Source organism: Methanobacterium paludis (assembly GCF_000214725.1).
Lineage (GTDB): Archaea > Methanobacteriota > Methanobacteria > Methanobacteriales > Methanobacteriaceae > Methanobacterium_C > Methanobacterium_C paludis.
The window spans coordinates 2,453,105-2,465,952 of the sequence record NC_015574.1 but is presented as its reverse complement, the minus strand read 5'-3'; the positions used below and the strand labels follow the sequence as shown (position 1 = coordinate 2,465,952).

The window sequence follows — 12,848 nt, the reverse complement described above, 5'->3', positions numbered from 1 at the left end:
TTATTGTAATGTTGAATAGATCCACTAATTTAAAACATGAATTATAATCGAACCTCAACACCCTTCTCCTTCAAGTACTCCTTCACCACATACACAGGATACTCGTTGAAGTGGAAGATACTTGCAGCAAGTGCGGCATCTGCTTTGCCTTTGATGAATGCTTCATAGATATGTTCTGGATTACCTACACCACCGGATGCAATCACGGGTATATCTAGGTTTTCGCTCATTGTTCGTGTTAAATCCAGATCATAACCGTCCTTGGTCCCGTCCCTGTCCATACTGGTCAGGAGTATCTCCCCTGCTCCCCTTTCCTGGCATTCCATGGCCCATGCTATTGCATCTATGCCTGTAAATTCTCTGCCACCGTAGATACTGCAGTCAAACCAGCAGTAGCCTTCCTTTGTCTCAATTATGATCTTGTCTTCATTTTCCTTTGGATCTTCAACGTAGCGGCGTTTGGCATCTATCCCTATTACACAGGCCTGACTGCCCACAACTTTTGAAGCCTGGTTTATGAGGTCCGGGTTGTGTATGGCTGCCGTGTTGGTTGAGCATTTGTCTGCACCTGCGCGGAGCATGTTCACGTAGTCTTCTGGCTTGCGGATGCCCCCTCCAACGCATATGGGCACGAACACGTTCTCTGTGGTTGCCTTTATAACATCTGCCATAGTTTCCCTGCGTTCGTGTGATGCTGTTATGTCCAGGAATACTATCTCATCGGCTCCATCCTCGTAGTAGCGGGTTGCAAGTTCCACAGGTTCCCCTGCATATCTTATCTGTTTAAATTCCACTCCTTTGACCACACGGCCGTGAGGTACCTGGAGGTCGCAGTCTAAACATGGTATGATTCGTTTGGCAAGCATTTTAATCTCCTGAATTAAATGAGGTGTTAGTTATAATCTTTGTTATTTAGTTAATTTTGATATATTAAATTCTCTCCAATCCCCTTAATAATTATCCCATTCATTCTAATACAAATAGTAATAATTATAACTTTACAAACCATATCCTCATAATAAAATTGTGGAGGTTTAAAATGAGGATCGATGGGACAGTATCAGATTCATTGAAGTACCCTTTTTCAAATAATGGGAGATTTTTAGGGCTTTTAGCACTGTTATTAGGAAGTTTTTTAATTATTCCTGCATTTTTTGCTTTAGGATACCTTTTGAGAATAGTGGAACACACTATTCGTGGTTATGATGAACTTCCTGCCTTTAATGATTGGGATAAAATGTTTGTAGATGGTTTAAAATATATTGGAGCTAACATAATTTACCTTATTGTCCCCACCGTAATTTTAATTGTGAGTCTGGTGGGCATGATCCTTTCGGTACGATCTGGAAACTCTCAAATCGTTTTGTATCTATTTTTGTTACTGATAGGTTTAATAATAAGCTTACTGTTTAATTTGGTTTACATAATGGCTCTGGGCAATATGGCACATAATGAACGTTTTGGCGCTGCATTTGAATTTAGTACCATATTCAAATTTATTAAAGGAATAGGATGGTTAACATACTTTGCATACGTCTTTGTCTTCTTCATAATTCTAGGTATTTTAGGCCTTTTTTTTAATGTAAGTTTATGGGGGCGAATTTTTGGGCTGGCCGGCCTTGTTGTAGGGGGAATTTTGTATCTTTTGTTCACTGTCTATAGAAATATAGCTCGGAGCAGATTTACGGGACTTATGTATCTAAATGGATACTTTAGCACAAATACTGATACTGAAGCTGATGATAATCATGAAATAGGAGAAAATCAGGACTTTGAAACCGTTTAATGAACACGAAAATAATATTTCATCTTTTTTTTAAATCAGTGAATAAGTGCAGAGGATCTCTTCAAGGTAGAACGTGTGGAAATGGAATTTCCAGAGGAAGCCAGAATCTTCAAATCAGTACGCTGTTCCAAATGTGGGGAGATGGTTGCAGAGCACAGGGCCCGTGTGGAAAATGGGAAGATGGTTTGCATACCATGTTTCCATGAGTACTCCAGAAACTAAAAAATCAACCCCAAACTTCTCCTTTTTTTTATCCCAAAACTTTATGAGTAACTAAATTTATATGAAATGAATATCTAAATTTATTCTACATCAGATTAATTTTGGGGCCTGTAGTCTAGCCAGGAACATGACGTGGGACTTCGGATCCCAAGGTCGGGGGTTCAAATCCCCCCAGGTCCGCTAATTTTTGTTTAAATACTCTTTTAAGCCAGTTTTATTCATGAAAATTTACAAGTTTTAACTTTGTGTTACGATCGTAGATCTCTTGCTTTAAAACCATCTCATATGATCTTAGAGTTCTAACCTGTATCTAAAATAGAAACAAATACTAATTAATTTTATTATAAAAAATAGAAAATTTTAGAACGAATTATCTTCCTTAAGATGGCGTATTCCATCTTTTAATTAAAATTAAAAAAACACTTCCTAAGGAAGATGCTCTTTTTATATACTTTTAATTTTTTCTTGAATTTCAGTTTTTTAATTTTATTTTTCAAATACTACAAGATAATGGGATTTACATCCCTGTTCAAGGTCTTCTCCTACTTCATTGTCCAGTTGAACCATCTTTAAACCGTTTTTAACAAACATCTCTTCTATTTCTTTTGGACTGCTTCTAGCTTCAAATGGGGGACCATGTCTGGCTTTCATTTTCTTAAAGTCCATAATCGCTATCTTTCCACCTGGTTTTATTATCCTTTTAAGTTCGGTAATGGCTTCATCAACCTTACTACTGGTATCTGTAACGTTCTCCTTGCATTTATCATTGGCTACAAATCCGTGGAAAAGGTTGATCATGAGACACATATCCACCGTATCATCCTCAAGGGCAATATGTTCCGTTATATCTGATTGAAGGGGAATTACGTTAGTTATCCCTTTTTCTTTCAGATCTTCTTTTATATCTTGGATGGATGGTTCGTAGATATCTAAAGCGTATATTGTTGCTTCATCATCCAGCATATCGTACGCTATCATGGCTGCATGGCCATCACCACAACCTGCATCCATGAATACTTCATTTCCTTTGAGATTTAATCTGGAAATTACATCGTGGGCATCTATAAAAGATTCGCTTGACCTTCCCTGAATACGGTGGCCATTAAATGGAAGTAATCCTGTATTGTTTGACATTTTCTATACTCCTTTCGTTTTAAAATATGATATCCGATATGTGTATATATACATTTCGATTTAGTGACTGCTGGACGTTGGTTTTGAATTCGTTCATTTTTTTTGATATAAAAAAGTCATTTATCCAAGTAATTTTCTATTTACAAGGTTAAAATCTCAGTTTTAGTTTTGTTCATGATATACATCTTTTATTATATCGAAGAGATTCATATCCTTAATAATAAACATCATAAATCAATTATTATGGAATTTGAAAGGTTTTAAATCTATATCGTCTGCTGAATAGATATTGTTGGTATAAATTTTAAATTTTTCATATTAAATCCATAGAATTTAATATAACTCATGGTCTGGGCTAACATCTAGAGTACACACAGGTATATCGATATGGATTAATATACGTTTTGATATTTTATTATTTTAGTTTATAAAAATAATAAATTTAATGACAATAATACTATCATTATAATTGTTACTTTTAAATTTCTGTCATTTAATTAGTATTCAATCGTTAAAAAAGTTTTTAAATTTTAATGTTAAGGATATTTTTTGATATTAATGTGTTTAAACGTATATTGTAGTATTATTGTGGAAAATTAAAATGTTTGGGACTTAATTTTTTATTTTCTTATATCACACGAATTCTTATGAAATTCCGCAAAGTTTTATATAGTAATGTTATTCCACATTGAATTGTAGTTACTTGCATTTCGTTGAATTGAATCAATTGATGGAATGGATGTAATTATAGAAAATATAGAACGGAGGAATTAAATGCAAAAAAACAAATTGAGTGTGTTAATGTTTTTACTGGCCTTAGTCGTTGCTGTCGGACCAGTATCTGCAGCTACTGTCAATGTGGATTCAAGCATGACCAATGCTCAAATCCAAACTGCAATTACTGGTGCTAATGCAGGAGATACCATTAATTTCGCATCAGGAACTTATAATGGTATTAACCTGACAATTAATAAGGCTTTGGCTTTGGTAGGTAACGGAGCTACTCTTGTTGGTGATGGAGTTTCAATTCTGAAACTTTCAAGTACAACTGGAGTCAGCATAAACGGTTTCAATATCAATATTAACAACCCATCTGCAGACGGTATAACTGGATCCAACGTCTACAGCTGTGACATTGAAAACAATAACATAACAAACGGTGACGATGGAATCAACATTTACATGCTGTACGCAAACCTCACAATCAACAACAACAAAATAACCAACATGAACGATGCCCGTGACGGTATCTCACTCGTAAACCACGCTACTACCATCGACATGGACTCATTTATTCCATCAACTATCACAAACAACGTCGTAGACAGCCTTCAATATGGTATATTCTTGGGTGGAAACTTCAAAGGAACTGTTTCAGGTAACAATATAACTAACTCTCCATATGGAATGACCATAACTGGAAAAAATGCCGCAACCAACGGTCAATTAAGCGCAACTATATCCAACAACAACATAACAGGCATAGCTATGGAAAGTCCTGATGTATTATACCTTAACTTAGATAATAACAACATAAGCCAGTTAAACAGCACAGGGTACAGTATACTAACAAATGCATACTTTGCAGTAGACCCAAGTATCGCAATTTCTGTTACAAACAACGCTTTCAGTTACCCCGTAACTGATACTTTCCACGACGACGCTGGACTTTATGGAGAATGGAGTGGTAACACTTTAAATGGAAGTCCTTACACATAATGGGAATCAACTTCCTTTTTTATTTTTTTTAGTCGTGTTATCAAATTCTGTTTTTAAGACGTATTAATACTTTAATTATTATTTGCACTGATTATATGCAGTTTGGATGGTTTCGACATGTCCATATACACATATCAGATTGATAGAAATGTTCGTTTTAATTTGATTAAAGGTATTTAACTCATATTATTTGATCGATATGTTTATATGATGTATTCGATTATTCATACTATGTGTGAATCTTAGTATTTTTTTAATTCTATAATGGATTCATAATAAAAAAATTATAAATAATTAATTGAGAAGGGAGGTTAAAAAAAATGAAACACAATAATTTGTTAGTTCTGTTGGTGGTTTTTGCTGTGATTGGTGTTTCAACAGTTGGAAGTGTTAGTGCAGCCAGCACTGGAAATAATTCAACTTTAAACGCAACCAACACTACAAACACAACAGTAAACACGGCCATTGCCACAAATGCAACAGGTCAGTCCAATTATACTGGACCACAGACAAACACCACAAAATGGACCAACAGCAGCATATACTCAGTGGGAAAAGTAACTGTCACAAAAAACGGTACCATATACGTTATGGGACATAGTGATTCTACTCTGTATGCTTTCAAATCAGATGGAACACTCTTATGGAGCGACTATCTGGGTACAGGAACTGCAAATAATGGTCTGGTTGTTGGTAGTGATGGAACCATCTACGCACTTGATGATGGTACATTGTTCGCGGTTTACTCTAACGGAACAATAAAATGGAAATACAACACCGGAAGTGTGGGTGCTCCTTATGGTGATCCTGTACTAGATTCCAATGGAATAATCTACTTTACCTCAAATTTAGGTAATGTGTATGCGATTGACACCAAGACTAACCCTAACGATGTGGGTGCAAAATGGGTATACTCTACTGGAAAGTCATTGACTAGTCATGGTGCTATCTCTTCAGATGGTAAAACACTCTATGTTGGATCATATGGTGCTGTTGCTTTATATGCTCTAAACACAGCTGATGGAACTTTAAAATGGAGCTACAGTACCGGAACAAGCTCCAGCAAAGGAGGAATCCAAAGTACTCCTGTTATTGGTTCAGATGGAACAATTTATGTTGCAACATACGGTACTGGTATACTCTATGCTATAACTGATAATGGGGATCATGCAACAGTAAAATGGAACACTACCATTGGATCAAGTTATGGGAATATCGCAATCAGTTCCAATGGAACAATATACGTGGGATGCTTTAAAACCGGTGTAAATTTTTACGCGGTAAACTCTTCTGATGGAAGCATTCTATATAATTGTAGCCTTACAAAAGCAACAAGTGTATCAACACCTGTGATTGGTTCAGACGGGACCATTTACATTGGAACAACAAATGGTATTTTGTACGCACTCAACCCAGATTTAACCACCAAATGGATTTACACTGCTAGTGGTAGTGGTTCATTAAGTAGTCCAACAATTGGCCCTGACGGTACTTTATATGTTAGTAGATATGGATGCGGTTTGTATGCGTTTCAGGATTTGGTTGGTAATTTCACTTCTACGGCTGGTTCTAATTTAAATGTTCAGTTTAATGATAGTTCAAGTAATATTCCTACGAGTTGGAGTTGGAGTTTTGGTGATGGTTCAACAAGTACTGAGCAGAATCCAATGCATACATATGCTGCAAATGGTACTTATACGGTTAGTTTGACTGTAACCACAGCTTATGGTGATACCAACACTGTAACTAAGACTGTTACGGTTAAGGATATTACTGCTCCGACTGTTAGTGGTATAGGTTATAATACTCCGAATAAGAGTATCACTGTTAATTTCAGTGAGCCTGTAGAACTTGGAACTGGTTGGATAGAGTTGTTGGATAGTACTGGTAAGGCTGTTTCTTTCACTAAATCAATTAATGGTAGTGTGTTAACAATTAAACCTACTGTTGGTTTGGTTAATGGAGCTAAGTACAGGTTGCTTTTGCATACTGGTAGTATCACTGATCTGTCTGGTAACAATGTGGCAGGTTATGTGTACAGTTTCACAGTCGATGGAACTGCACCAACCGTTAAGATTGTTGACCCGGCAAACAACGCTGTGAACGTAGCAGTTAGTAAAGTGATTAAGGTCACTTTCAGTGAGGCAATACAGAATGGAACTGGTTGGATAGAGTTGTTGAATAGTACTGGTAAGGCTGTTTCTTTCACTAAATCAATCAATGGTAACGTGTTATCAATAACACCTACCAACGCGTTGGTTAAAGGTACTAAGTACATTTTACTCTTGCATACGGGTTGTGTGACTGATTTGACTGGTAACAATCTAAAAGGTTATGTGAGTCGCTTCACAACTGACAGCACAGCACCAACCGTTAAAACTGTTGACCCTGCAAACAACGCTGTGAACGTAGCAGCTAATAAAGTGATCAAAGTCACCTTCAGCGAAGCAATACAAAACGGAAATGGCAGTATAGAACTGTTAGACAGCACTGGAAAAGCAGTTTCATTCACCAAATCAATCAGCGGTAACGTGTTAACAATAACACCTGATAATGCTTTGGTTAAAGGAACCAAGTACATGCTACTCTTGCATACAGGTAGTGTGACTGATTTAGCTGGTAACAACTTAAAAGGTTACGTGAGCCGTTTCACAGTTGATAGTACAGTACCAACCGTTAAGACTATTGACCCCGCAAACAACGCTGTGAATGTGGCTATCGATAAGGTAATTAAAGTCACTTTCAGTGAAACAGTAAAAGCAGGAAATGGTAGTATAGAGTTGGTAGATAGTACTGGAAAAGCAGTTTCATTCACCAAATCAATCAGCGGTAACGTGTTAACAATAACACCAGACAGTGCTTTGGTTAAAGGAACCAAGTACATGCTACTCTTGCATACAGGTTGTGTGACTGATTTAGCTGGTAACAACCTAAAAGGTTACGTGAGTCGCTTCACAGTTTAAAAGCTAGAACAAAATTATTTTCCCCATTTTATTTTTTTTAGGTTATTAAGAAAACAGTTTTTAGGTTTTATAGGGAAAAATGCTATTTTTAAGAATTAAATTTGTTGTACTGTAAAATATCTTTTGAATACCATTGGTATCGACATGTTTATATGGTCCTATCGGTTATTCATAATATATGTGGATCTTTTATTTTTTTAATTTTTTTAGGATTCATAATGAAAAACAATTGAAGGAGGTTAAAGATGAATTTTAAAAAGGAGGTATTAGTGTTATCTTTGTTGTTTATGGGTTTAGCTATACCTGTTACTTCTGTGGCACCAGCATCAGCTGCTGTGATTAATGTGCAGAATGCTTCTTATTATAGTGGTGGAACATCTTCATTAAGTGATCAGATTCAAGCAATACTGGATGCTGCTGTATCTGGGGATACTATAAACTTTCTAGGGCAGTCCTATGAAGATTTACAGCTAACTATCAATAAACAATTAGATATAATAACCCGCATTGGGACAGAAATATCTGGATCTGACTCTGTTGTATTTTTAATTAATGGTTCTCAGGCTTCTGGAACTCAAATAAATGGTTTTAATATTACAGCTTCTGGAATTCTGGTAAATAACACCAGCAACGTGAGCATTTTTAATGATCAGGTAAGTGCAATTAATGGATCCGCAGTTACAATAAATAACAGTACTGATACTACCATTAAAAACAGCAACATAACAGATTCTGTCACTGGAATTAATGTTTCAAACAGTAAAAATACTGAGATCACTGGAAGCAAGATTGAAAATAACACAGAACAAGGAGTTAGAGTTTACAATTCCAATAATAATACCATTAACGGTTCTAGTTTCAGAGGTAACGGTAACAACAGCACTGCAGGTCTATCATCGGATGAAGGTGCAATCTATGTAAAAAGTTCAAATGATGTTAAAATTACCAATAACCAGGTTATTGATAACAGTCAAGGAATATCTTCAATAGATTCATCAAACGTTAATATAAACAACAATACAGTAACTGATAACTATGGAGAAGGTATACTACTCAATGGATCTGCAAATAATATCACAGTAACAAATAACTACATAAAAGGAAATAACAACGGGATCAAAGTTAACTACTATACTGGTAACAATGTTACTATCAACGGAAATTACATAACTGGCAGTTTAAGCAGGGTATCTGAAGAAAATTCAGGAAATGGACTTTCTTTTGGCCCAGGTTACTGTGTCCGTTCTGTAACTGAAGTCATAGAACACAATATTATTCGGGGTAATGGAAATTTTGATATGAGGGCGTGTGAGGCATCAACTTCACCTAAAGTAGGTTCCAATTGGTACGGCAATTCTCCTGTACTCTGTCCGGACATAGAATATGCTACTGCCACAAACATGAAATTAGAACGAACTGGGACAAACAGTTACACTGTAGAGTTTGTTGATGGCGTTACAGGTGAATTGGTAACTGATTTACCATCTATTCCAGTAACATTCACAGCAGGTAACTTTTCACAGACTGTTATGACCCGAAATGGAGTAGCTACCATCCAAACAAATCCCATATCTCTTACAAATGAATTAAATGTAACTACAAATGGATTAACTGCTTCCAAACTCTGGAATAGCCAAATTGAACCTAATCCTATTGATTCCACTGCACCTGTCGTTACTGGTGTGAGTTATAATACTCCAAAAGATAGTATCACTGTTAACTTCAGTGAGTCTATAGAACTTGGAACTGGTTGGATAGAGTTGTTGGATAGTACTGGTAAGGCTGTTTCTTTCACTAAATCAATTAATGGTAGTGTTTTAAAAATTAAACCTACCAGTTTGGTTAAAGGGGCTAAATATAAGTTGCTTTTGCATACTGGCAGTATCACTGATTTGTATGGTAACAGTTTAGTTGGTTATGTGTACAGTTTCACAGTTGATGGAACTGCACCAACTGTTAAGACTGTTGACCCTGCAAACAACGCTGTGAACGTGGTAGTTAGTAAGGTGGTCAAGGTCACTTTCAGTGAGGCAGTACAGAATGAAAATGGCTGGATAGAGTTGTTAGATAGTACTGGAAAGGCTGTTTCTTTCACTAAATCGATAAGTGGTAATGTGTTAACAATAACACCTGATAGTGCTTTGGTTAAAGGAACTAAGTACACGTTGTTGTTGCATACGGGTTGTGTGACTGATTTAGCTGGTAACAACTTAAAAGGTTATGTAAGCCGTTTCACAACTGACAGCACTGCACCAACTGTTAAGACTGTTGACCCTGCAAACAACGCTGTGAACGTGGCAGTTAATAAGGTGGTCAAGGTCACTTTCAGTGAGGCAATACAAAATGGAACTGGCTGGATAGAGTTGTTAGATAGTACTGGAAAAGCAGTTTCTTTCACCAAATCAATCAGTGGTAATGTGTTAACAATAACACCTGATAGTGCTTTGGTTAAAGGAACTAAGTACACGTTGTTGTTGCATACGGGTTGTGTGACTGATTTAGCTGGTAACAACTTAAAAGGTTACGTAAGCCGTTTTACAATTAAAAAATAGATATATTTTTCTCATTTTTTATTTTTTTAGGTTATAAAAACGCTTTTAAATAATTTATTTTTAAGAATAATGCTATTCAAGGAGTTATTAATCCTATTATCTTGCAAAATATTTTTTGAATACTCTTGATATGTTCATATACACATATCAAACTGACAATATAAATATAACTTTTAAAATGAAATCCATAACGTTTGATTAATCCTATTTAATCGACACGTTTATATAGACTAGTCGGTTATTCCTAATGTATGTGAATCTTTTATTTTTTTAATTTTTTTAAGATTCATAATGAAAAACAATTGAGAAGGAGGTGAACTAAGAAAATGAATGCTAAAAATGGTTTTATGGTGTTGTCTTTGTTGTTTGTGTGTATGTTTGCACATGTTGCTTTTGTTGAGCCTGTTTCGGCTGCCACGGTGGATGTGCAGAACGCTTCTTACTACAGTAATGGAACGTTGTCTTTGAGTGAACAGATACAGTCGATATTGGATAACGCTGCATCGGGAGACACTATAAAATTCCTTGGAAATGTCTATGAAAATCTGCAGTTGGTTATTAACAAGAAATTGAACATAGTAACCAGTGGAACAAAGATATCTGGGTCTAATTCATTTGGCTCTGCAGTATTTTTGGTTAACGGGTCCCAGGCTTCGGGAACCCAGATAAGCGGATTTACTATTACTACGAATGCAGGTTCGGGAATAATTCTGAACAACACCCGTAGTGCGACGCTCTCCAACGATCAGATAAGTTCAACCAACGGATCAGCGGTCACGGTCAATAAAAGTTCTAATACGGTCATTAAAAACAGCAACATAATAGACTCCAACACAGGAATCACGGTTTCCAACAGTAACAATACCAAGATCACTGGAAGTACCATCAAAAATAACAAAGAAGACGGTGTTGACGTAGAGAATTCTGTAAACACCACCCTGAGTCAGGATCAGATCTTAAACAACGCAAAAAGAGGAGTTAATGTCTACAATTCCAAGAACACCACAATAACTAGCTCCACCATAAAAGGTAATGGAAACAACAGCACTGCGGGCTTATCCTCTAATGAAGGCGGGGTATATGTAAAAAGCTCAGACGGTGTTAAAATCACCAACAGCAAGATTACTGATAACAGCCAGGGTGTATCTGTAGTAGATGCATCAAATGTTATCATAAACAGTAACACAATAGTTGATAACTATGGAGAAGGAATATTGCTCAGTGGGTCCGCAAATGGTATCACAGTAACGAGTAACTACATAGACGGAAATAATAACGGGATCATGGTTAACTACTATACTGGTAATCACGTGAATATCAGCGGGAATTTCGTAACCGGCAGCGAGAATAGAATATCAGGCGAAGATTCTGGGAATGGAATGTCCTTTGGGTCGGGTTACTGTGTCCGTTCTGTAACTGAAGTCATAGAACACAATGCTGTTTGGGGTAATGAAAATTTTGAGATGAGGGCACGTTATGCATCAACTACGCCTAAGATAGGTTCAAACTGGTATGGAAATTCAGATAAACTCTGTCCTGCACTTGAATATGCTGCGTCCATAAAGCTGAAGTTAGAGAGAATTGGGACAAATACTTATATTGTGTCGTTTGTAGATGGTGTTACTGGTAAATTGGTAACTGATTTGTATCCTACTTTGGTAACACTTACGGCAGGTGGATCTTCACAAACTGGCACGACTCAGAATGGACAAGTTACCTTTACGGTGAGTGATGACTGTCTTACGGGTATGATAACAGCTACCGCAAATGGGGTGAGTGTTTCTATACCTTGGAATAGCCAAAAAACCAACTCCTGTAATACAGATAATGGCAATACCAATTCTGGAGATAGTCCTCCAGATAGTTCTGGTCCCGGTAGTACAGGCAATGGTCCTGGTTCTGGTAGTGGTTCTGGTTCTGGTAGTAGTAGTGGTACATCTGGTTCTTTATCTTCCACTACGGGAGTTATGGCCGCTTCGGCTGCTGCTGGGCAGGCTGGATCCAATGGTGAAGGAGATTCTAAGTCTAAAACTGCTCAGGAGTTGTTCATCGATAATGCAGTGAAAAATTCGCATGTTTGGGGTATAATTGGAATTATCGTACTCATAGTCCTGGTGTTAGTGGCTTATTATAGGAAGGATTTGATGTGCATGATCAAAAAATCGAGAAATTAACCTATTTTTTTATCTTTTTTTAATGTTATTTATCTTTTATAATTGGATTAAATCCTTTATTTTAAAAATACTCTAATAATTGAATCAATTACTATTCTGGAGCTTTCATTCTTTTAATTATTATTTTTTTTAACTGAATTCAATCCTTTAAAAAATAAATGATGAATTGAACTATTTAATTCCATCTATGTAATTGTTATTTCAAGATAATGGTTCTTTTTAGTATCTAAATTTAGCACATCGACATGTTTATATAATCTTATCGATTTATGTTTAATTGGTCTTTAATAAGTTCATG

General features: G+C 36.2%; 8 protein-coding genes and 1 tRNA gene. 7 read left to right on the top strand and 2 right to left on the bottom strand.

Going from position 1 to position 12,848, the window contains the following annotated elements; translation table 11 throughout:
* Nucleotides 1-41 precede the first annotated feature (41 nt).
* The gene (gene hisF / locus MSWAN_RS11780; protein WP_013826877.1) at nucleotides 42-866 is read right to left on the bottom strand and encodes an imidazole glycerol phosphate synthase subunit HisF; all 825 of its coding nucleotides are present in this window, start codon (nucleotides 864-866) and stop codon (nucleotides 42-44) included.
* Nucleotides 867-1,039: 173 nt separating this feature from the next.
* Between hisF and MSWAN_RS11775 the strand changes: the two genes are divergently transcribed.
* The 3 genes from MSWAN_RS11775 (at nucleotide 1,040) to MSWAN_RS11770 (ending at nucleotide 2,188) form a co-directional block, all read left to right on the top strand.
* Complete coding sequence (locus MSWAN_RS11775; protein ID WP_013826876.1) at nucleotides 1,040-1,786, top strand: DUF4013 domain-containing protein; 747 nt, start codon at nucleotides 1,040-1,042, stop codon at nucleotides 1,784-1,786.
* Between the two features lie 81 nt (nucleotides 1,787-1,867).
* On the top strand, nucleotides 1,868-2,008 hold the full coding sequence (locus MSWAN_RS12555; RefSeq protein WP_227716966.1) for a TraR/DksA C4-type zinc finger protein: 141 nt from the start codon (nucleotides 1,868-1,870) through the stop codon (nucleotides 2,006-2,008).
* A gap of 104 nt (nucleotides 2,009-2,112) precedes the next feature.
* Nucleotides 2,113-2,188, top strand: a tRNA-Arg gene (locus tag MSWAN_RS11770).
* A gap of 306 nt (nucleotides 2,189-2,494) precedes the next feature.
* On the opposite strand, the gene MSWAN_RS11765 is transcribed toward MSWAN_RS11770, so the two are convergent.
* Nucleotides 2,495-3,142 carry a class I SAM-dependent methyltransferase gene (locus MSWAN_RS11765; RefSeq protein ID WP_013826875.1) on the bottom strand — a complete coding sequence of 216 codons (648 nt, stop codon included), beginning with the start codon at nucleotides 3,140-3,142 and terminating at the stop codon, nucleotides 2,495-2,497.
* Between the two features lie 774 nt (nucleotides 3,143-3,916).
* On the opposite strand from MSWAN_RS11765, the gene MSWAN_RS11760 reads away from it, so the two are divergent.
* The 4 genes from MSWAN_RS11760 (at nucleotide 3,917) to MSWAN_RS11745 (ending at nucleotide 12,550) form a co-directional block, all read left to right on the top strand.
* Nucleotides 3,917-4,861, top strand: a complete 945-nt coding sequence (locus MSWAN_RS11760; protein ID WP_013826874.1) for a right-handed parallel beta-helix repeat-containing protein — start codon at nucleotides 3,917-3,919, stop codon at nucleotides 4,859-4,861.
* A gap of 320 nt (nucleotides 4,862-5,181) precedes the next feature.
* A complete protein-coding gene (locus tag MSWAN_RS12385) occupies nucleotides 5,182-7,824 on the top strand; it encodes an Ig-like domain-containing protein (RefSeq protein WP_013826873.1) in 2,643 nt (880 codons plus the stop codon).
* 245 nt (nucleotides 7,825-8,069) lie between these two features.
* Nucleotides 8,070-10,376 carry an Ig-like domain-containing protein gene (locus MSWAN_RS12880; RefSeq protein WP_013826872.1) on the top strand — a complete coding sequence of 769 codons (2,307 nt, stop codon included), beginning with the start codon at nucleotides 8,070-8,072 and terminating at the stop codon, nucleotides 10,374-10,376.
* A 326-nt stretch (nucleotides 10,377-10,702) separates the two neighbouring features.
* Nucleotides 10,703-12,550, top strand: coding sequence for a right-handed parallel beta-helix repeat-containing protein (locus MSWAN_RS11745; protein WP_013826871.1), 1,848 nt, complete (start codon nucleotides 10,703-10,705; stop codon nucleotides 12,548-12,550).
* The last annotated feature ends 298 nt before the right edge of the window (nucleotides 12,551-12,848 follow it).

What these genes read in the sequence shown, in the direction of transcription:
- hisF (WP_013826877.1), bottom strand. Translation starts at nt 866, where the DNA reads ATGCTTGCCAAACGAATCATACCATGTTTAGACTGCGACCTCCAGGTA.
- MSWAN_RS11775 (WP_013826876.1), top strand. Translation starts at nt 1,040, where the DNA reads ATGAGGATCGATGGGACAGTATCAGATTCATTGAAGTACCCTTTTTCA.
- MSWAN_RS12555 (WP_227716966.1), top strand. Translation starts at nt 1,868, where the DNA reads ATGGAATTTCCAGAGGAAGCCAGAATCTTCAAATCAGTACGCTGTTCC.
- MSWAN_RS11765 (WP_013826875.1), bottom strand. Translation starts at nt 3,142, where the DNA reads ATGTCAAACAATACAGGATTACTTCCATTTAATGGCCACCGTATTCAG.
- MSWAN_RS11760 (WP_013826874.1), top strand. Translation starts at nt 3,917, where the DNA reads ATGCAAAAAAACAAATTGAGTGTGTTAATGTTTTTACTGGCCTTAGTC.
- MSWAN_RS12385 (WP_013826873.1), top strand. Translation starts at nt 5,182, where the DNA reads ATGAAACACAATAATTTGTTAGTTCTGTTGGTGGTTTTTGCTGTGATT.
- MSWAN_RS12880 (WP_013826872.1), top strand. Translation starts at nt 8,070, where the DNA reads ATGAATTTTAAAAAGGAGGTATTAGTGTTATCTTTGTTGTTTATGGGT.
- MSWAN_RS11745 (WP_013826871.1), top strand. Translation starts at nt 10,703, where the DNA reads ATGAATGCTAAAAATGGTTTTATGGTGTTGTCTTTGTTGTTTGTGTGT.